This window comes from Candidatus Leptofilum sp., assembly GCF_965223525.1.
GTDB lineage: Bacteria > Chloroflexota > Anaerolineae > Promineifilales > Promineifilaceae > Leptofilum.
Genome location: NZ_OZ245005.1, coordinates 1,771,278 through 1,792,590, shown reverse-complemented (window position 1 = coordinate 1,792,590; position 21,313 = coordinate 1,771,278). Strand labels below are relative to the sequence as shown.

At 54.7% G+C, this 21,313-nt stretch carries 16 protein-coding genes and 1 tRNA gene; 8 read left to right on the top strand and 9 right to left on the bottom strand.

The genetic code is table 11. The features are described from left to right. Positions 1-21 precede the first annotated feature (21 nt). The 9 genes from ACOQPM_RS24705 to ACOQPM_RS24665 form a co-directional block, all read right to left on the bottom strand. Positions 22-822, bottom strand: a complete 801-nt coding sequence (locus ACOQPM_RS24705; RefSeq protein WP_420631060.1) for a class I SAM-dependent methyltransferase — start codon at positions 820-822, stop codon at positions 22-24. Next, positions 815-1,282 (bottom strand): type II toxin-antitoxin system VapC family toxin, encoded by a 468-nt coding sequence (locus ACOQPM_RS24700; RefSeq protein ID WP_420631059.1) that lies wholly within the window; start codon positions 1,280-1,282, stop codon positions 815-817. The genes ACOQPM_RS24705 and ACOQPM_RS24700 overlap by 8 nt, the downstream gene beginning before the upstream one ends. Further along, positions 1,279-1,551 (bottom strand): type II toxin-antitoxin system Phd/YefM family antitoxin, encoded by a 273-nt coding sequence (locus ACOQPM_RS24695; RefSeq protein ID WP_420631058.1) that lies wholly within the window; start codon positions 1,549-1,551, stop codon positions 1,279-1,281. Before ACOQPM_RS24695 ends, ACOQPM_RS24700 begins: the two co-directional genes overlap by 4 nt. 68 nt (positions 1,552-1,619) lie before the next feature. Next, entirely contained in the window at positions 1,620-2,300 is a 681-nt protein-coding gene (locus ACOQPM_RS24690; protein ID WP_420631057.1) for a vitamin K epoxide reductase family protein, read from the bottom strand. A 203-nt stretch (positions 2,301-2,503) separates the two neighbouring features. Continuing rightward, a complete protein-coding gene (locus tag ACOQPM_RS24685) occupies positions 2,504-3,868 on the bottom strand; it encodes a CUAEP/CCAEP-tail radical SAM (seleno)protein (RefSeq protein ID WP_420631056.1) in 1,365 nt (454 codons plus the stop codon). An 81-nt stretch (positions 3,869-3,949) separates the two neighbouring features. Beyond that, positions 3,950-5,056, bottom strand: a complete 1,107-nt coding sequence (locus ACOQPM_RS24680) for a tyrosine-protein phosphatase (protein WP_420631055.1) — start codon at positions 5,054-5,056, stop codon at positions 3,950-3,952. A gap of 150 nt (positions 5,057-5,206) precedes the next feature. After that, the gene (locus ACOQPM_RS24675; RefSeq protein WP_420631054.1) at positions 5,207-5,626 is read right to left on the bottom strand and encodes a CBS domain-containing protein; all 420 of its coding nucleotides are present in this window, start codon (positions 5,624-5,626) and stop codon (positions 5,207-5,209) included. A 238-nt stretch (positions 5,627-5,864) separates the two neighbouring features. Then, entirely contained in the window at positions 5,865-7,286 is a 1,422-nt protein-coding gene (locus ACOQPM_RS24670) for an alpha/beta fold hydrolase (protein ID WP_420631053.1), read from the bottom strand. Between the two features lie 357 nt (positions 7,287-7,643). Then, positions 7,644-13,751: an Ig-like domain-containing protein gene (locus ACOQPM_RS24665; RefSeq protein WP_420631052.1), complete on the bottom strand. Its 6,108-nt coding sequence runs from the start codon at positions 13,749-13,751 to the stop codon at positions 7,644-7,646. 333 nt (positions 13,752-14,084) lie between these two features. On the opposite strand from ACOQPM_RS24665, the gene tadA reads away from it, so the two are divergent. The 8 genes from tadA (at position 14,085) to ACOQPM_RS24625 (ending at position 21,221) form a co-directional block, all read left to right on the top strand. Continuing rightward, entirely contained in the window at positions 14,085-14,579 is a 495-nt protein-coding gene (gene tadA, locus ACOQPM_RS24660; protein ID WP_420631051.1) for a tRNA adenosine(34) deaminase TadA, read from the top strand. A gap of 57 nt (positions 14,580-14,636) precedes the next feature. Next, a tRNA-Ser gene (locus ACOQPM_RS24655) sits at positions 14,637-14,723 on the top strand. 136 nt (positions 14,724-14,859) lie between these two features. Further along, entirely contained in the window at positions 14,860-15,540 is a 681-nt protein-coding gene (locus ACOQPM_RS24650) for a DsbA family protein (protein WP_420631050.1), read from the top strand. A gap of 15 nt (positions 15,541-15,555) precedes the next feature. Next, positions 15,556-16,101, top strand: a complete 546-nt coding sequence (locus tag ACOQPM_RS24645) for a DUF1684 domain-containing protein (RefSeq protein ID WP_420631049.1) — start codon at positions 15,556-15,558, stop codon at positions 16,099-16,101. After that, positions 16,088-17,833 (top strand): O-antigen ligase family protein, encoded by a 1,746-nt coding sequence (locus ACOQPM_RS24640; RefSeq protein WP_420631048.1) that lies wholly within the window; start codon positions 16,088-16,090, stop codon positions 17,831-17,833. The genes ACOQPM_RS24645 and ACOQPM_RS24640 overlap by 14 nt, the downstream gene beginning before the upstream one ends. A 48-nt stretch (positions 17,834-17,881) precedes the next feature. Continuing rightward, positions 17,882-19,003 carry a glycosyltransferase family 4 protein gene (locus ACOQPM_RS24635; RefSeq protein ID WP_420631047.1) on the top strand — a complete coding sequence of 374 codons (1,122 nt, stop codon included), beginning with the start codon at positions 17,882-17,884 and terminating at the stop codon, positions 19,001-19,003. Next, positions 19,000-20,328, top strand: coding sequence for an O-antigen ligase family protein (locus tag ACOQPM_RS24630; RefSeq protein WP_420631046.1), 1,329 nt, complete (start codon positions 19,000-19,002; stop codon positions 20,326-20,328). The genes ACOQPM_RS24635 and ACOQPM_RS24630 overlap by 4 nt, the downstream gene beginning before the upstream one ends. Continuing rightward, positions 20,325-21,221: a hypothetical protein gene (locus tag ACOQPM_RS24625; RefSeq protein ID WP_420631045.1), complete on the top strand. Its 897-nt coding sequence runs from the start codon at positions 20,325-20,327 to the stop codon at positions 21,219-21,221. The genes ACOQPM_RS24630 and ACOQPM_RS24625 overlap by 4 nt, the downstream gene beginning before the upstream one ends. Positions 21,222-21,313 lie beyond the last annotated feature (92 nt).

Sequence of the window (21,313 nt, the reverse complement as noted above, 5' to 3'; positions counted from 1 at the left end):
ATAGCCACCAGCCACTGTATCCTACTTTCGTTGAGCAAAATAGAGAACGCCTAGATACGGCCGTTCAATAACACCCCCGTTCTCTTCAATCAAATCAGCAATTGCGGCAAACAATCGCTGTCGCTTTGGCTCCGTTAAACGCAGATGGTCAGAGTAGGTACCGAGCAAGCCCAAATACGCCTCTGTTGTGTAAACGGCCGTCCACGGATAAGTGCGAACCTGCACATTCTCAAAATTCGCCTCCGCTTCCAGCGATTTCTTCCGCTGCGCAATCACTTCCTGGGGATCGAACTTCTCACCCACAATTTCTGGCACAGTCTCCACATAAATCTTGTCCAGAGCGTCACCCAATGCGCCAGGAAATCCTGGGTACATATTCCAGAACGTGGCCAGATGCCTTTTTGGTTTGAGGAGAACGGCCGTTTTCACATAGCGCACTTCCTGCGGCACCCAATGAAACGCCTGCGCCGAATAAATCAGATCAAACCGTTTCTCCCCGGCATCCCACTCCTCAAAGCGAGCCTTTTCAAAACGAAGCTGCGGATAAGCAGATAACGCAACTTTGGCAACGTCAATCAAATTTTGACCTGGCTCCAGGCAGAGAATGCTGTGCCCTCGTTGGGCAAACAAGCGAGTTGCCTTGCCCGTGCCGCTGCCAATCTCCAAAATGGCAGACCCCGGCTGAATGCCAGAAAGCGAAATCAGATCCTCAATCAACGCAGTGGGATACGTCGGGCGATATTTTTCATACTTTGTCGCCACCCCATTAAACCGCTGGCTTTCTACTTTCCAGTCAATAAGCGGTTTATCTTGGTCAGCCATTCTTCCGTCCCTTTGCCAAAAAGGGTGACAAATCTTGGGGAAACGGTACGAGCTTGCTCTGCTGTGCCGCCAGCCACAGCGAGCGGTCAAAAGTGGCAAATAAAAGTTCCTGATTTAGTTGCTCTTGCCACAGCAAGGCAGACGCCAAATGAACGGCATCAAATCCACGTAAGCTATGTTCCCAAGCAACAAAATCCGCCCGACGCACAACGGTTTCAGAAAGTTGAACCCGAATCAAACTAGGCCACTCTTCCCGAAAGAACCCAACTGCCTGTTCAGCATTGCCTTGTGAGAGTACGCTGAGACGATATGCTTTAGCCAAAGCAGCGGCCGTTTCTGCCCGCGAAATGATAGAGGTACCAACTGCTTCTGCCTGGACAATAAGTTGATTAACCTCAACCGTTCCCAATTCCTGAACGTAACGCTTGACCAACGCACTCGCATCCAGATAAACAATCAATCACGATCCTCCAGCAACAAATCGGATACAAGTTGCTCACTGTTATTCTTGGCAATTTGTTCATGTGGCGTTAGCCTGTGTCCGTCCCAACGGATGAAGCCCGCTTGCGCCATCACATCCAACTTGTCGCGCAACGATTCAGAATACGGAACCAACCGACCAACTGGCTTCCCTCGATCTGTAATCACAATTGTTTCACCGGATTTTACCCGGCGAATATAGGCACTTAGCTGCTCTTTTAATTCTCGAATACCTGTAGATGCTTCCATCGTAGCCTCCGTAATTCACACGCATCAGTGTAGTCACATAATAAATCAAGTGACCACTAAATACAAGGCTAACCGTATAAAGCCTGTTCCAAACGCAAACTTTGTACTGTTTCAGCACTTAGCCAAAACAAAATTGTCATCAAAATGGCAGAAGTGAGGCACCAGGGGCAGGTCGCGCCAATAATAAATGGCTCTAAAAAAGTGAAGTAGAGCGAAAAGAGAACCCCCAAAAGGGTCAGCGCAAGCAATGCCCAGGGTACAACGCGCAGCAAACGCGAAGAGCCAATCAAGCTAACGCTCCAGGTAGCCAAAATAGCAAAATAGCCCAACGCCCCCCAAATCCCAACGGGTACGTTCAAAATTTCGCCGTATTCGCTTTGTTGTATGACCTGGCACGCACCGCTAGGATAGCAAATAGTCGTTTCTGGAATAGTAGAAAGGTAAAGCATAATGCCCAGCCCAGCAATGGACAGTAACGGAATGGCCCACCAGCCAGACACCGGAATGGTAATGCGCGTATTGAGCCGATATACCGTTAAAGCGACCACGCAGCTCATGCTGACGAAGGCCACAATCGCCAACGTATTGCCGATGGGGTCCATTGTCAGCCGCTCGGTGAGCGCTGCATTGCCGATGCCCGCTTGCCACACGGCCGCTTCAAACTGCATCCAGCGCCAACCTTGCAACAAGATACTCAGCAGGCCCAGCCCAATCCAGACAAGTGGTTTACGCTTCCAGAAATCAGTCATGGGCCTATTTTAACGCAATTTGGCAGCAAACAATCTTACAACAGGCATCACCTGGCACTACGCCCTCACCTTTTTAGCCATTGCGCCAATCCCCCCCAGGACTTGCCCCTACCGCAAACCATTAACCGTTGACAGATTACTGACAACCGATTACTAAATTAAACCAGGTCGGAAGCAAACTGCTCCGCGAAGGGCTCCGCTCATCAGTACCAATCTTCACTGAGGGTTGGCACCGCCCGTGCCAGGTGAGTGAGGACGGGCTGCCGCGCTGCCCAGCTTGCCTGCTCCGCCTCCGGCAGCAAAGCCAACGCCGCCTGCCAGATGCGGTTAAACTGCGTTTGGCGCGATTCACCTGCGCTTTGGCTGGCCTTCACCAGCTTGAACACCGTCTCGTACAGCGCGTCCACCGCCGGGTCGGGGTGCTGCCAGGGGTAAACCAGGGCAGCTTGGTCAAAGGGGGCTACCAAATCCCGCACTGCATCCAGCTTCAGCAACCGCGACCCTTCGGGAATCAGCAGCCGGATGGCGTACTGGATGGGGCTAATAGCCTCCACCAATTCCAGCTCTGCCAGTAGCGCCAGCGAATCAATGTATCCCTGCACCGTCGTCCACGGCGTGAAGGTGACAAAGGTGGGCGTAAGCGGCAGGCCAATCTGCCGCATCTGCCGAGCCACCTGAATGAAGTCGGCGCGGCTGTGTCCCTTGTCCAAAATGGCCAAAATCCGGTCATCTACCGCCTCCACCGCACTCACGACAAAGGCGCAGCCCGTGTCGCGCAGCAGGGGCAGGGCGTCGGCGTGCTTTTGCAGATGCTCAATCTTGATGGTGACGTCGTAGGTGAGATTGGGGAATTCGTCGTGGAGGGCCTGTACCAGCGGCAGGGCGTGGCCGGGGCCATTGAGAAAGTCGGGGTCGCCAAAGGTGATGTGCTGCGCTCCGGCCGCCACCTGCTGACGCACGTCGGCCAGCACTACCTCTGGCTGAATGATGCGGAAACGGCCGTTATACACCGGCACAATCGGACAATGGCGACAGAGATGTTTGCAGCCCCGCGTCGCTTCCGTGTAGCCTACGACGCGCTTGCCGCTGGAAGTGTCCAGGTGGGCGTATGCGGTGAGTGGGGACAGGTTGTGGCGAGACGGCCGTTGAAATTGCTGCCGATGAAGTGATACTGAAGGGAAGCTGGGCATTGGCTGCCCACCACGGAGTGCCGCCACTAAATCAACCAACCCCTGCTCAAATTCGCCGCCCAGGATGGTTTGCACCCCCAACTCGCGCAAATAGCGTTCATTCACCGGGGCGTACAGCCCGTAGGCGCATAAATGCGCTTCCCGGTTAATCCGCTGCACGCGCTGAATGAGGGGAACGGCCAGCCGGGTGGCGGTGTGCATAGGCAGGTAGAAGGCAATCAGGTTGGCAGACTGGACAGTTTGGGATTGGAACGGCCGTACCGATATATCTACACAGGTCACCTCCGCACCCGCTGCTTCTAGCCAGGCCGCTGGCGAGGCCAAGCCAAACGGTTGGTGACCTAAATCGTAAGTGGAGATGAGGGTTATGTGGAACATACTATCTTTGGCAAGATAAAAAAGAATCAAAGATTTCGCAGATTGAAAAGATAAATCTGGTAAATCTGCGAAATCTGCTGATTAAAAATCAAGTTCATTCACATCAACGAGCCAAGTTTGGCGCAGGCGGGCAATAGTTTCGTCGGAGACGCCTGCCTGATTGCGTAAATAGCCTTCTAGCGAGCCATATTTTTGGCGCATATGAGCAAGGGCGCCTTGCAACGTTTTGGCTTTCACTAGCAGCAAATCCTGCAAATCATCTATGTTAACACCCCAAGGAGCCACTTGTTTGAGTTCGGCCGCGATGCCCTTGCGAAAATGGGCGTAAAAATGATTGCTCATGGTGTAATCGGCCAACACGGTTTCTTCTGGCACACCGAGGCTGAGCAGCAGCAGCGCAACCACCAGCCCAGTGCGGTCTTTGCCTGCCGTGCAGTGCAGCACGGCGGGCAGTTGAGCCGGGTCTGCCAACCGCTGGAAGATTTCACCGATGCGGTGGGCGTTGCTATCCAACACCACTCGCGTATACCCATCCAGCAGGTAATCATCTAGTTTGCCCTTGCGGAAGAAGATAGCGTAGGCACCGCGCAGTCGCTCCCAGCGATCCACGCTTTCCATCGGCAACGGCCGTTCCACCAACCCAGGCATCTCAGGCAACCGATCCGGATGCTTTTCCCGCTCCTCCGGCGAGCGGAAATCGCTTACTAACCGGATGCCTAGCCGCTGCAAATAGGCCAAATCGGAGGGCGTTAGCCGTGTCAGGCTGCCGGAGCGGTACAGCTTGCCCCAACGCACCATCTGCCCCTCTTTGGTGTAAAAGCCCCCCGCATCCCGAAAGTTGACCCCTTTTTGTAAGGGCAAAATGCGTTCGGCGGCAAGCAGGGAACGGCCGTCCCAAGCCCCACCCTGAAATTCAAGCCGGAAATAGTGACGAACGGCCGTGTTCAACCCCGCGACCATTGCTTCACGAGCCTTACACACAGAAAGAATCTGAACCATCCCGTGCAAATCGTCTGGATTAGTGCCCACGTAAATAATGGTTCGGTCAGCGAGTTCCTGCCATGCTACCTGCAAAAAATCGTCCTCCGTACGCGTCACCGTCACTGGTTCAGTCAGCGGCAGGATAAAGGCCGTTGGGTCTTTTAGACGGTTTTTGGCAGAAGCCGTAAACAAATTCAATAATGGCATATCCCCATTGTAAAGAGGAATAGATGATTGATCAGTGTAAAAATTAGGCCTGCTAAGCAAACACTCAGAAGCAAGACCACCAAAATGCAAAAGCACCAGACGCCGCATGACGTCTGGTGCCTCAAGGAGAAGTGAAAACAGGAGGAAAAATTAAGATTCCGGATCTGGCAACAAAGCCATCTGGTTTAACAAATCGGTGACGGTAATGATACCGACAAGCTCTTCATTTTCTACCACCGGCAATGCCCCAAATTTATACATGCTCAGTACCTGAGCCACTTTGTGAATAGGTGTATCTGGTGCAACCGTACGTGGATTGGTTGTCATACAGTCAGCGACCGTATAATCGTTCAACAATTCCAGTCGTTCCAGGGGCTCTTCGGCCGTCAAAGGAGAGTTAACAGCGAGGCGAATATCTCGGTCAGTCACAATACCAACCAGCTTCTTGCCGTCAACAACCAAAACCTGGCGTATGTTCGCCCGGTTCATAGCAGTGACAACCTCGCGGAGCGGCGTATCTTGTGTCACAATTTCCGGGTCAATGGTCATCAAATCATTTGTGGTTAACATGGCTATCTCCTGAAGGTAAACCCGTGTGGGTGTGGGTTGTTGTCTGGATAATCAGAGTCTGAATCTCCCCAAATGTATGCTAAAGTGTAACGATTCTGTCTAAGAAATTCCGGTGGCAAATGTCATAGATATGGTGTGATGATCAGGTAAGGAAAATGTGACATACGGCCGTTCCCCGCACAAACAAAAACGCTGACCAAAATATAGCCAGCGTCCTTATCTACAGATAAAAGTTTGCTTAACCCCGGCTGGGCAAGCGGCCAAAAGCAGCTTCCTGCTCTGCTACGCCTTTGCGCTCCTGATTGAGCTGCCACAACACAAAACGCACCCGCGTAGACATGGCGATAGACATATTCCACAAGAAACGCGCGCCTAGCTCTGAATCATCCTCAACCAATGCCCGTAACCGCTCCCGACTCAACGCCAGCAAAGTAGCGCCCTCACCGCCTGCAATCAAATCAGCGCTGCGCTTGTCTCGATCCAGCATGGCTAGTTCGCCCGTAATTTGCCCGGCACGCAAATTGGCTACATGCTCAATTTTTTCATGGTTGTGCGTGCCAGAATTGTTATCTGGATCCTTCCACACTTCCACGTACCCTTTTTGGATGATGAACAGCTCATCACTGGTGGTTCCCGCTTCAGCAATGACGTCACCCGGTTCAAAAACGCGCACCTGGCATTGCGCCGCCAGCCGCGTCCGCTGGGGCAAAGTCAAATCGGTTCCGACATCGGAGTTAACCAGAAATTGGGCAATTTCGTTAATTTGGGCCAGCTCATCCTCTTCCACAGGTTTGAAGAGTGCGCTGCTGTGGAGCGGCAGTCCCAAAAATACAGCCACCATGCGACGTGTAGTGTCTGGGGCTTCAAATTGGGGCCAATGGCCCGCTTTAGGCAAAATACGCAGATCAGCGGCCGTCCACTCATCGGCTACCACGCCTGCATCCCGCAGCGGCACGGTGTTGTCTTCTGCTCCCCAAATCACCAGAGATGGCGTTTCAATTTGGGCTAAACGGCCGCTTAAGTCATTTTCCAACATCGCCCGGTAGCATTCGGCCCGCACGCGCCCCTGCCCCGGCTGCCGCGCATCCATCCGCAGCCGCTCGTAATCTGCCTCGGTAATGCCCGTGCGCTCGGCGAAAGAGACCGGGCGCATCAGCCGATCCGTCAGCCCAACAAAGGCACGCTCGGTAGCGGTGACCACCAGGCTACCCAACCCAAATCGCTCCATCATGGTGATAGGGCTAATGAAAAGGTTGATGGCGGTGGATAAACGGCCGCTTATCGTCGGACTCAGCAGCACCATGCGCTCTACCAGTATGGGATGCGCCAGGGCCAGCGTTAGGCTAATCATGCCGCCCATCGAGTGCCCTACCAACACCACCGGGCCGTCGCTAATCTGGCCGATGAGTTGGGCTAAAAGTTCGGCATAGCCGGGAATGGTTGTGGTTTCTTCCAGCGGGGGGGATTGGCCGTAACCGGGCAGATCAATAGCAATAACGTGAAAACGCTGTGCCAATTGACCTAATAGAGGGGAGGTTGCATACCAGGAGCTAGACCAACCATGAATGAGCAGGGCAATTTGCCGCCCTTTTTTGCCTGCTTCTACGTAATGAATTTCCTGATTACCAACGGAAAATATGCCTTCTGTATACGGTTCCATTCACGCCACCTTGCCGGGCAGGAGTGTCTGATTTTTCGCCATTTACATTACGTATTTCGTATTACGCAATGTTTCGTCTCTTATGAAATTGAGACACGTTGTAGAAAAATGGCAAACACTATGTCACACTACCACCTTTTTTATTTTAGAATCTACTTCTAACGAAACTTCTTCACATTGCTATCTTAATCAATAGATAGCAATAGGAGGTTAAGGCAACGTGAAAAAATGGGGGAATGTTAAAAAATTGACAAAGCAGATGGCAGACAGTTTGCATGTTGTCCATCACCTGCTTTTCAGTAATCGGTCATCGGTATTCCGTAAACGGTGAACCGATGACCGATTACTGCTTACCGATTACGGGACAATGGTGAAGAGCAGTCCGGCGGAACGGCCGTTTACCTCTGGAAAAAATGTCTCGTGGGCAAAGGTAGGCCGCACCTGGTATTCGCCCGGAATGGTGGCTTGCAGGAAGTAGCTATATTGGTAGGTGCCAGCGGGCAGGAAGTTGGCCAAAAAGACTACCTGCTCATCCCGGTACTCGATTCGGTTGAAATACCACCAGCCCCAATAGCCGTAGCGATAATCTTCATCCACGCGGTTCACCTGGCCACCCTGCGTGGGCGAGTTGATGTTCAACCCCGGATCAAGCGCCTCAGTTCCGGCCGGAATCGGGTCTTCGATGCGCGCGTAGACCAAATCATTTTCGGTGATGATGGTGAGCACCACGCGCACCTGCTGCCCGGCTTCAATTTGGGTGATCGGTTCACAGGTTTCGGTATCTGGATTGCAAGCCGCATCGTAATAAACGCGCTCCACGGAGACGCCGCGATTAACAGGCTGCACAAAGTTCATGGCAATGCTGCTTTCCAGGTGCATGGTGTAGTAAAGACGGCCGTCTCCATCCCCACGCCCAAAGTTGAAGAAGTTGGCCTCCTCCAGCAGTAAATCATCAAGCGGCAACGATAGCATTCGGCTGTCTGTGACGGTGTTGGTGGTGAAACGGCCGTCCGTCACCGGCTGCAAATTCACTTCCAGACTGTAATCATAGTTGGCATCTAATTCGCCAGTTGCCACGAGCCACTCCGTCAACGCAAAGATCGTCCAGGCGGTTTCATGCGATGTCGCCCACAACGGCTCACCGTGTGCGCTTGCAGTGCGCGCACTCATTAGCCAGCGCACTGCACCTGGCAGCAGTGGACTCTCCGGCTCCAGCGTGGCTAACGCTTGCAGCACGACGGCCGTGCCGCGCACATTGCTGTTCAGGTTACCCATGTCCCGGCTAGCATCCTCCCAATGGGTGCCCGTCGCGCTGAGGATGGCGCTGTCATTCAGGTCAGTTAGCAGCATCTCCATTTGGTTACTCGTCAAATCCAGCTGAGCATAGGCCAGTGCCACCAACGCTCGCCCGTAGGGGTCTAGCAAGGCACGGTTTTCGGCCACCAATCTATCCAAATCTGGAGCCACGTTCGGATTTAGCTGCGCCAGCACGTAGAGAAAAAATGCTTGGCGGTTCACCTCAAATGAAGTGAGCTGCGGCGACGGCGAAACAAGCTGACGCGCCAGGTAGTTGGCTCCATTTTCCAGCACGGTTGTTTTCACTGAATAGCCCAATTCGCGGGCTTGCGCCAGTCCAAACAGCGTGTAGCCCGTAAGCCACGGATCGCTTTGCACGCTGCTGCACCAGCCCCAGCCCCCATCGGGCAGAGCCAGAGCTTCTAGCTGGTTCAGGCTGGTTTGCACAATCTGTTCTGATTCGGTAACGGCTGTTTCCGCCAATCCCGCTCCTTCAATCCGCCGATCAAGATTCAGCAAAGCTACATTTGGCAACATACGGTCTGTGATGGCGTAGGCACAGAATGAAGAATATGGCGTCTCATTGTTCAGCGCGATGCCGTCTACCAATACCGCCGCCAGCGACGGACTCAGGTTAATAGCCACCTCGCCCTGCGCCACATCCACACCTGGCGGCAACAAAATTGCTTCTACGCGGTTGCCTGCGGCGTCTAGCTGCCCAGCCGTAGCCACAACGTCATTCCCAGTGTAGCGATAGACGGGGATTTCACCGCCATCGCTGATGGCAGGCTTGGTAGCGTCGCTGTAACCACCACCCTCCACGCGGAAGGTGAGGTCAACGCCCGCCACATCCTGCACGGTAACAGGCCAGCGAACCAGCATCTGCCCGTTGGCAGGCACGGTGACGGTGTGTGTCTCTGGGCCGCTTAAAGTGACACCAGTTGCTTGCAGAGTAACGGTCGTTTCCAGCGCATCCCCCGTATTGTTATTCACAACCGCGCCCAGCTCCACTACGTCGCCAGCGGTAAAGAAGCGCGGCGTGACGGAGCGCACCAGCAGCGGCAGGGTGGTGATGATGTCTACCGAATTTTGGCCGACGAGCGTCTCCGGCGTGACCGCCTTGCTGCTCAGTCGCCAGGTAGTCAGGTTGTCTGGCAGCGGAATCTCCACGGTGGCTTGGCCGTTGGCATCGGTGGTTAGGTTGGCTTGCCAGAAGGCGGTGTCGGGGAAGTCCTGGCGCACGCCGCCATCTTCATCTTCTTCGTTGAGGCGGGCGACTGTTGTTTCCAAAGCGACGTCGCCACCGCCACCACCGCCCAGGCCAAGCTGCTCAATCGGCACGTCAACCGGGTACCCTTCCCCAGAGAAGATGAGGCCAGACCCCATTCGGCTGCGGTACGGCTGCGAGGCGTAAAAAGCGTCCACAATGTTAGGCGCATTGTCTTCTTTCAGCGTTAGCACCGCCAAATCCACCAACGCCAGCGACAAATCCGCCTGGACGGGGTTACCCTGGTGGTCGGTGACGGTGATGGTGTAGACGGCCGTTTCCCCCGGCCCAAACGTCTCTTGCTGCGGCGTCAGGGCGATGATGAGCGTTTGCTGTTCTACGGAAACAGACAGTTCGGCAATGCCCAGCCGCATTTCCGGGTACGGATTTCCCTCGCTGGTAACGCCTTTGATGGCGGTGACGGTGACAAAGGCGTTGGGTGCCATCGCTGGCGTGACGGGAATTTCCAGCACGTCGCTGCTGCCGTTTACGGTGATGAGCCGCTGCTCCAACAGTTGCCCCCGCTCGATGGTGAGCCAGGCCTGCACCGGCTGGCTAAACGGCGACTGGACAAGCAGCCGCGCCGTGTCGCCGGGGGCGTAGCTGGTGGCGTCGGGTGTCAAATCCATCGTTTTGTCACGGGGATCAACCTGCCAACCAATACGACCACTGTCGGCGACCCAGATGGTGGTGCTGCTAAATTGCGCCCGCCCACCATCATCTGTAACCGTAGCAACGGCCACATAGGTGCCGCCCTCTTCTGGCGTGAAGCTGGCGGTTGCCTCGCCCAAGCCATCGGTGGCAACGCGCGTGCGGGCCACTTCGGTATCCACAGGTTCCCAGCGGGTGTAGTAGATGCCAAAATCCTGGGTGCGGGTAGAGACCCACTCCCGGCGGTAGAACACAATCTCAACTTCCTGGTTGGATACGGCCGTTCCATCCCAACCAATCGTCTGCAAATTCACGGCCGATTCGCTTCCGGCACGGCCAATGAACGCTTCTGGCTGAATGCCCACATAAACTTCGCCCGCGTGGAGCGTCACAACTGTGCGGCTGGTAACTGGGAATTCAGAGATGTCGAAGATGGTGGCTTCTACGGTGATGATGCGGCTGCCAGATTCGGCATCTTGCAACAAATTGGCCGGCAAGGTGAGTTGGAGACGGCCGTTTTCATCGGTACGGCCGTTGCTTTTCAACACAAAATTGCCAAACCCACCAGGGCCACCAAACCCGCCAAACAAGCCGGGGTCTTGGTAGAAAAAGCCGCCCCCGTCCCCAAAACTAAAATAAGGGCCTCCAGTGTATTCAGGTTGATAGGCACGTTCATAAACTGACCACTCCACCGGTAAATCGGTGGCGGGGCCGCCAAAAAAGTAGCTCGCTTCCAGATCAATCGTTACGCTTTCGCCCCGTAGCTGCTCCGGCTGCGCTGGGGTGAGCGCCACCTGAAACTCAGGGGCGCGATATTCAGCGACGGTGAACAGGCGAAATGCTTCTACCTGGGGATTTTGGGCAAACAGCTGGTAAGTGCCCAGCGCCGCGTCTTCTGGTAGCTGATAGTCGCCACTAAAGCTACCGTCGGGGCCAATATTGACCACGATCGGCTGTTCGGCCGTTTCGCCACCGCGATAGAAATCGGCAAAGCGTAAATCCAGGGTCGTGAGTTCGGTGGGCAGGTAACGGCCGTAATTACTGTTCCGCACGATGCCCTTGAACTGAACTGTGTCGCCTGGCCGGTAGATGGGGCGGTCTGTGTAAATGTAGGCAATGGTTTCCACCTCTTCGCCAGACGTGGCGGGAACATCCAATTCCCAGGGGCGAATGCCCTCATCCCAAATACTGCTGCCAATGCCAAAGCCTTCCTGCCCGGGCTGGCCACTCACCACCGTGACCCCTTCCAGGAAATCATTGGTGGGGCTGTAGCTAAATTCGGCAAAACCGTTTGAGTCGGAAACGGCCGTGCCCAATGCTACCCCTTGCTCACTGTACAGCGTCAGAGATTGGTTGGCGGCAGGCAATCCGGTACGCAGTTCAGTAACCCAAACGTGTACCGCGCCAAACATCTCTTTCACCACGATATTAGTATCTGCCACCACCAGTAAATTGCGCTGGTTTTGCCAAAACTGCACGTCGCTGCCCGTTTCAGGGGCATCCACCGTTAGGAAATAGACGCCAGGCGTCAGCGTGCCGCCCCCTTCCCCAGCCAGGGGAATGGTGACCGTGTTCACAGCATCCCGCTCGCTTGTTTGGGGTAACGACCAACTGCTAATTGGTACGGCCGCAGGGCGATAATCTGTGACATCAAACGGCCGATTGAGCAAATTAAGCGGCAATCCCACATCGTAAAGCGCCACATCCAGCCGCGACACGTTGACATGAATCACGTCCACAGTCGTGGCAAAGCTGGTGCTGAACTGGCTCAAGCGCGGCGGCAGACCCAGCGAGGCAATTGGCACCCGCCCCGGTGTGGTAAAGCGGAAGGTGACCGGTTCACCCAACGTGTTGCCATACGGGTCTGCCACAAACCCCGGCACGATGATGGTGTAGGTTGTGTTCAGTTCCAAATTAAAGTCAAGCGAAATCTCATTGCTGAACTGATTGATGAAGGTTCGCACATTGGTTGGCTCTGGGTCTATGCGGATATTGCCCTCCACCGTTTCCCAATCCATCGGCGAGGCAAACTGGATGGTGACGCCTCGCTGGAACCGGTCGGCCAGGCCACCGGCGGCCGGCACGGTTCGCACGATGCCGGGCAGCGGCACGGTCTGGTAGATTACGGTTTCGCCGTCGGGCAAAGTGGCTGTGCCATTGGCAGCACGGGCAGCGTTGTTAACTTGTAGCTGATAGGTTGTGTCCAGAGCCAAAATTTGCTGCGGCGTAATCTGCAACACGCGGTCATCCTCCAGCCATTCGTAGGCAATCTCTGCGGCTGGCGCATCAAAACCGGTGAGGGAAACGGCCGCTTCCGTCGCGGCACGATCCATCGGCATATTGAAGGTGACGGTGATGGGGGCTGTTGGCATCAGATTGGCGGTGCTGTCTGGCTGGATGCTCACAATGTCGGGGCTGAGGGTAGTGAACTGGCTGGCAAACGAGCTGGCCAGGCTCACGCCAACCACGTCGGTTAAAGATTCATCAATGGCTATGCGATATGTTGTTGCACCAGCCAGCGGTTCATCTGGCACAAAGCGGTAAATGCTGGTGGAAACCCACTCTCCCTGCCCGCTGATGGCGGGTTCAATTTGGAGCGGCTGGGGCAGAGCGGCCTGCTGGCCACTGCCTACCAGCGGCACAACGGGGCGGTTGAACAAGACGGTAATCGCGCCATCTGTCTGCACATCTGCGCTGCCGTCGGCAGGGATGATTTGGCTCACGGCCAGTGCGCCCACCGTTTGCAGCGTCAGTTCTAGCGGCACTTCGAGGGTGAGGCCATTGGCAGAAGCGGCTGTTTCGCCAATCTCTACACGATACATTTGGCGGCGTTGATAATCAGCCTGCGGCGTAAACACCATGGTGTCTGAGCGGGGCCAAGAGAAGTTACCGCTTACTTTCTGGCTGCCATCCGTGGGCGTCACGCTAAAAGCGGCTTCAACTGCTTGCTGGTTCATCGGCTGGTCAAAGCGAATGGTGATGGCTCCATTGAGCAGCACTTCTTCACCCGGCGCGGGACTGCTGTAGATAACCTGGGGGGGCCAATCTATGTCAGCGGAATCAATTTGGATGGGGGCTGGGGGGGCGACGGCCGTTTCCGTCCCGGAGTCGGTGGCAATGGGCGTAGACGTAGGGATGGGTGTGGGGATGGTGACGGTGGGAACGGCCGTGGGCAGCGGCTCCTCCTCGCGGCAAGCCACCACAATCAGCAACACAATCACAAAAATAGAAAGTAGTCGGTTTTTACGCATAGCGTGTTTATCTCTCCAATCAATAAAAATGGCATTCTGTCACAACGACAAGGGGGTGCAAGTTGTTCCATTTTGCCACAATTTTTTACAGTTTGCTCGAATCATAATAATAACACAGCCTTGATTCAGTACGGCACAAAAACTATTCTTTTACACATTGATTGAGCTACGCAGTTAACTGGAACAAAGAATAATCACGAATACAACGAATGAACGAATCCCACAAATCTCTGTTAAACAGTTCGTCCCATTCGTTGATTTGTGCAATTCGTAATTCGCTTTCTGAACGCCTCATTCGCTTGGCTGAAATGAGTTTGTTATAATTCTGACGCTGTGAACGATTTGCACATTATCAATCCAGGCGAGACGCAAGCTGCTGAAGACGAACGGTGGATGCGGGTGGCACTAGCGTTGGCAGCGGAGGCCGCGGCGTTGGGCGAGGTGCCTGTGGGTGCGGTGGCGGTGTTAGACGGCCGTATCGTTGGCCAGGGTTTTAATCGCAAAGAAAGCGACCAAGACCCGACTGCCCACGCGGAGATGATTGCTTTAAAGGAAACGGCCGTCACCGTGCAAAATTGGCGGCTGCTGGACGTAACGCTCTACTGTACATTGGAGCCCTGCCCCATGTGTGCCGGCGCCATGATCCAGGCTCGGCTGCCCCGGCTTGTTTACGGAGCCAAAGATACCCGCTTTGGCGCACACGGCTCCATTGTCAACGTACTGGATGAAACTGAGTTTAACCACCGCGTGAACATCACTAGCGGCGTTTTGGCAGATGAAGCAGCAGAATTACTGCAGCAGTTCTTTCAAAAACTACGTAATCGATAATGATTATCCGTCATCGGTAAACCGCAAGCTAGTAACTGAATACCAATAACTGAAAACGGAGAGGTGCCAGAGTGGACGATTGGGGTGCTCTCGAAAAGCACTGTGGCCTTGCGGTCACCGTGGGTTCGAATCCCACCCTCTCCGCCTAAATCTAAAAAGGACATCTGAAAGGGTGTCCTTTTTCTTTTGGGTGTTTGTCTCCACCTTTTGGGTGTTTGCTTACAGTTGGGTGGAAACGGCCGTGTTACCATCCCTCCAAATTTTTCAAGTTGGAGGTTTCATGTCCGCAAAAACGTCATCCACACGCAAGCAACAGCGCCAAGCTGCCAAAGCCAAAGCTGCTCGATTACAAAAGATTCGGTATGGGGGCATCGTCATTGTGCTGCTGCTAATTTTTGCCGGAATTGCCTGGTGGCGCAATGCTGGCGTGGTTCCGGCGGAAGAACTGGCCGCTCAAATTTCCCCAAACCTAGACGGGCCAGCATCCGCACCTGTCCGTGTGGTTGAATATGGAGATTTAGCCTGTTCTGCCTGTAAGCGATGGCATAATTTAGGCATCAAAGAACAGCTCCAAGCTGAATTTGGTGACCAGATCAGCTTTGAATACCGGCATTTTCCGGTGATAACGGCCACATCCCCAACCGGGGCAGAAGCGGCGCAGTGTGCCGCCGAGCAAGATGCGTTTTGGCCATTCCACGACTACATTTACGAAAACCTGGAAGATTATCCCAATTTGGGCAGTCAGCGGGTGAAAGAGATTGCAACGGCCGTTAACCTGGATAGAGACGCTTTCGACAACTGTTTAGATTCTGGCAAATATCGGAATTTTGTCACCCAGGCAATCCGGCTGGCCAGGGCCGACGGCGCACGCAGCACCCCTACCTTCCTGATTAACGGTGAGCAAGTGTTCCCTTCTTACGAAGCAATGTCTGCTACAATTGCCCAGATTTTAAACAATTAAGAAATGGAACAGTAGATGAACGAATTAATTCACTTTCGTAATGAGATTGACCAATTTATGGGTTTTCATCCTCAGTCGCCACTGGATGCCACACAGCGGGCAAGTTTTGACGGTTTGGCTTATTTTGAGCCAAATGAATTGCTCGTTTTCATTATTCCAGTTGAGCGATTTGCCGCCACGGAACCAATGGTTGAAATGGAAACCAGCACGGGGGATGTACGGCCGTACCGTCGCTACGGCCGTATCACTTTCGAAGTAGACAGAGAGCCAGCCAGCCTTACTGTTTACAGCGACATCCATGGCCAGGAGTTTTTCTTGCCCTTCCGTGATGCCACCAGCGGCAGTGAGACGTATGGCGCGGGGCGATATTTGGATAATCATCGGCCGGGCTTGGTGGCTTTGGCTGACGGCCGTATTAAAGTCAACTTCAATTTTGCTTACAATCCCTACTGCGCTTATTCCCCTTCTTACAGCTGTCCCCTACCTCCACGCGAGAATTGGTTATCCGTCCCAATCCGTGCCGGGGAGAAGGATTTCAACAATAACCTTGCGCCAAATTAGCCAATGGTTGTTGCTGCTGCTTGCCCTCACGCTGCCATTTGAGCTAGACCAGCCTCTTGTAAATATTGGCCCTTTGGCAATCACTAATGTTGAACTTTTGCTAGGGCTGATCCTGTTGGTAGCGGGGTTGATGTTGATATGGTGGCAACAACGGCCGCTTCGTCTTACTCAATGCAGGCCGTCAAACCCCTTGCCTCACCGTCGCTGGATTGTGTTGCTGGTAGCTGGGGGGATGTTTGTGGCAACGGCCGTTCTCGCCCCAGAACACAATGCCAACGCCCTCAAAGCCAGCCTGCGGCTGCTGAGTGGCATCGGGCTGGCGCTGGCCGTACCCCAGCTTGTGAGCAGCGCGGCGCAGCGCACCAAACTCATCTGGGCCATGATTGCCAGCGGACTGCTGGTAGCCGTTATTGGCATAGCTGAAGTATGGCTGGGGCGGGAATTGGGTTGGCTGCTGCCGTTTCGGGCTGGCATTACCGTGGCGGGCGAATATTTGCGGTTAACGGGGCCGCTGGATTACGCCAACCACGCTGCCATCTATCTGGAAGCGATTGTCCCTCTGCTACTGATGGCTGGTTGGCTCTGGTGGCAGCGATCCAGGAAAACGGCCGTCCTCTTGCTCAACCTCCTCTTACTGCTTCTCCTGCTTCAGGCCAGCTTCCTTACCCTCAGCCGCGCCAGCTTTTTAACCATTGGCGCAGTAAGTGGGGCAATGTTACTATTGCTGAGTTGGCGACTTAAATTAGCGCAGCCGTGGCTGGGCCTTCTTGGATTGGTTGGATTGCTGTTCATCTTCCACAATTATGCTAGCGAAGCGTTTCGCTTACGGCTGGGCAGCGAGGGGGACAGCAGTTGGTATCTGGCTGAGTGGCAGGTTCCCCAGACGCTTACTTTGGTGGCCAACGACACGCGTGATGTCCCCCTAACCGTTACCAACAATGGCGCTTTGGTCTGGTCTAGTCAGCGGCAGCCACCCATCAATTTGGGCGGGCGCTGGATTCAGGATGAGAGCGGACTGCAGCTGACCGAACCGCGCTGGCCGTTTGAACAGCCCGTGCTGCCCGGTCAAACGGTCTCGCTGCAAATTCCGGTTCGTGCGCCAGCCCTGCCGGGTGAGTATACCTTGATTTGGGACGTGGTGCAGGAGCAAATTACCTGGTTTGGCGAGAAGAGCAACGTTTTTGCGACAACCTCGGTTGTGGTTCTGCCGGGGAATGCAGATTCTGATGTGCCACCGGAAACGGCCGTACCTGCCTGGGCGTATCAGCTACCCATCCCAGACCGCAGCACGCTGTGGCCCCTGGCATTGCAAATGGTTGGCGAACGGCCGTTGCTGGGCATTGGTCTGGATAATTTTCGGTTGGTGTACGGCCGTTGGCTCAACGCCGATAGTTGGAATGAGACCATTCACACCAATAACTGGTATTTGGAATTTCTGGTGGGGAGTGGCCTGATGGCCACTATACCCTTTTTCATCTGGCTGGTGTGGGAGGGCAAGGCAGCATGGCGCGTTTTGCGCCGACGGCCTGTTGACGCGTGGCAGGTAGCCATTTTAGCCAGCTTACTGGCCTATCTGATTCACGGCCTGGTTGACTTCTTTTTGCTGTTCAACAGCACCGGATTGCTTTTTTGGTTACTGGTTGGCCTCTGGTGGCAATCGAACAGCTTCGTTAAGCAAACGAGCACACAAAACGTCATTCCTGCCTCCGCAGGAATCCACGCTGGTGAATAAAATGGATGCCCGCCTACGCGGGTATGACACGAGTGCGAAGGATAGTGAATGCGAATTGGGTTTGACGGCACGCCGCTTTTGGGTCAACGCTCTGGCGTAGGGCATTACACAGGCCGCCTGCTAACACATCTGGTTCAGCAACACCCGGAGTGGGAATATTTGCTCTTTAGCAACCAGCCGTTGGCTCCGCTGGAGGCAGAATTGGCGCAAATGCGTCCTGTGGCTCGCCAATTCATCAGTCGCTTTGTTTGGATGCAGTTGATGCTGCCCCACATCATTCGGCAAACGGAGCCACACTTGTGCCACTTCCCTAACAACACGGCTCCGTTTAACGTGAACTGCCCAACCATCATCACCATTCACGATGCCTCGCTCTTTTTGCACGGCGCGTACCACCCAACCAGCCGGTTACTGGCTCTACGCTTGCTTTTACCCCATGTAGCGCGACGAGCAACGGCCGTTATCACCGTTTCTTACCACGCTCGCCAGGATTTGATCCGTACCCTGAACCTGCCCGCCGAAAAAATCCACGTTATTCACGAAGCCGCCCCCGACAACTTCCGACCATTGGAAAATCCTGCTCAAAGAAACTATTTACGTACCCGCTACCACCTGCCAGACAACTTCATCCTCTTTGTAGGCACCATTGAACCACGCAAAAACCTTACCCGGCTCATCCGGGCAGTGGGCAGCTTACGCCAGCGTGGTTGCCCCACCCGGCTGGTGCTCATTGGTCCCAATGGTTGGCTGCTCAACGGCTCACTAGAGCGCGAAATTGAAGCGTTAGGTTTACAGGAGGTTGTGCAAAATCTGGGCTACGTGCCCCAGGAAGATTTACCCGGTATTTTTTCGCTCGCCACGCTCTTTGCCTTTCCCTCGCTATACGAAGGATTTGGCCTGCCGCCGCTGGAAGCGATGGCCTGCGGCACGGCCGTTCTCACCAGCCACAATTCTGCTATGGCAGAGATTTGTGGGGATGCGGCCTATCTGGTTGATCCGCAGGATGAGGAGGCTATTGCCGACGGGTTGGCCACGCTTTTGCAGGATGCCGATTTGCGTGAGCATTTACAGCAATGTGGGTTGGCGCGAGCCAGGCAATATTCTTGGGCACGAACGGCACGGGAAACGGCCGCAGTCTACCAACAAGCATTAAACGGGAGCCATCCATGAGCCGATTGCGCCAATTCAGCCAAATTCTCTTTGGCCTGATGCTCTTCCTGCTTTTGGTGAGCCATGCCAGCAGCCAGGGTGGGCCGTTTAGCTGGTTGCCGCTGCCATTGCCAACGGCCGTTTCCGGCTACGGCTGGCAAATTGGTGTGCTGTCACTGCTGCCGCTGCTAGTGGTTGGTGGCTGGTGGCTGGGCAGTCAAACCCCCACCTTAGCCCTCCCCCTGCTAGGGAAAGGGGATGGCTCCCTCTCCCTTGAGGGAGAGGGTTGGGGTGAGGGTGGAATTGTCGTGCCTTTGGCTACTTTTTCACTGCTGGTATTGCTCCGCCTCAACTCCGCTACCGTGCATTTGGTAGCTATGCTGGGGCTTTGCTGGCTCATCTACCTTTTCCTGGTTAACCATCCCACCTGGCAACAGAAGTGGCTGTGGCGCGTGCTGGCGGGCGTTCTGCTGGTGCAAGGTGCGGTGGCCGTTTGCCAATTCATTTTGCAGCGGGAACTTGGGTCGGCTTGGCTAGGAGAACCTACGCTAGATTTGCTGGTGGAGGGCACCAGCGTCGCTCAGCGGGATGGGCAAAATTGGCTACGGGCTTACGGTCTTAACAGCCATCCCAACCAGCTTGGCCTATTGCTCACCACCTTAATTTTGCTGATTTGGCCGCAGCAGGCACGGCTGGAGCCATTGGCGCTGCGCGGCTTTTTTTGGCTGGCGTTGCTGGTTGGCGTAGCGGGCTTGCTGGTGAGCTTGTCCCGCTCGGCCTGGCTGGCGCTGGGCGTAGGTGGGGTCATATTCCTCATCCATCGTCGCCCCGCACTGCGCCGCTCCTGGCGACATTTTGCCGTGCCGCTGGCAATTTTGCTGGCGAGCATTTTGCTGTTTGTGCTGGTTTATGGCGATTTGATGGCAAGCCGCCTGGTGGCGTTGGATTCGCCGCTGGAGAGCCGCTCTTTGTGGGAGCGGCAGCGGGATTTGGGAATAGCGGTGCAGTTGATTGGCAAACGGCCGTTCCTGGGCACAGGTCTTGGTCAATATTTGGCAGCAGCACAGGCAATCAATCCCTCCGCAGTGACGGTACACAACGTCCCTTTGCTGATGGGCGCAGAGCTGGGCGCGGTGGGTCTCATTTTGTGGCTACTGTTTTGGCTGTGGCCGCTGGGGCGGTACGGCCGTTCAGCCAAACATCGTGTAGGGACGGCCGTCTGGCTGGCACTCATCGTCATGGGCCTGGTGCATCCAGAACCAACCTTGTTTTTGCCCAAAGGGGCAGTGCTGTGGGGGCTGGCAGCAGCCCAGTGGCACGCTGTAGAACCGGGAGGCGGCGAATGAGCAAGCAACCCCAGCTTGAGCAAGCCATTTGGCGCACCCTTTCCTACGTAGACGTGTTCGATTATCCACTCACGGCGGCAGAAATTCACCGCTACCTCGATGGGGTTTTGGCCACACTAGAAGATGTGCGGCAAATGTTGACAAGTAGCCCCGTTTTGGCAACGCAGATAAGCTGTCTTCACGGTTTTTACTGTTTGGCAGGGCGGGAAGCGGTGGTCGCCTTGCGCCAAACGCGACAGCAAACATCGCAAAAATTGTGGGGAGAAGCGCGACGGTATGGCTCTCTCATCGCCCAACTACCTTTTGTTCGCATGGTGGCCGTCACTGGCTCTTTGGCGATGAGCAATGTGGCCAAGGAAGCGGATATTGATTATTTTATTGTGACGGAAAACGGCCGTTTGTGGCTGGCGCGGGCGTTCATCATTGGCATGGTACGATGGGCGGCGCGACGGGACATCTTGCTTTGCCCCAACTATTTTGTAAGCGAATCGGCACTGGTTTTTTCAGAGCGTACGATTTATACCGCTCGTGAAATTGCCCAAATGGTGCCAATTTCCGGTCTGCCAATTTACCAATGTTTGCGCCAGCAAAACCAGTGGGTGTTCCAATTTTTACCCAACGCTGGTGGCCCGCCGCAGGCAATGTCAGCCAAATTCCAGCCCAAGCAATGGCTACAAACGGTGTCTGAGCTGCCCTTACGCTCACCGCTGGGAACTTGGCTCGAGCAGTGGGAACAGGCGCGAAAAATAGAAAAGCTGACCCAGGAGCAAAATATTTCGGAGGAAAGTTGTTTTACGGCCGTTGTGTGCAAAGGTCATTTCCAGGCACACCAAAAACAGACCCTCCGAGCCTACCAAAACCGCGTTATGCTGCCAAAACATGAAAGAAAATAACATTGTTCACATCTGTCATTCCTGCGCAGGCAGGAATCCATTCTTATTAAGCGATGGATTCCCGTATTCACGGGAATGACAAAAAGGTAAAC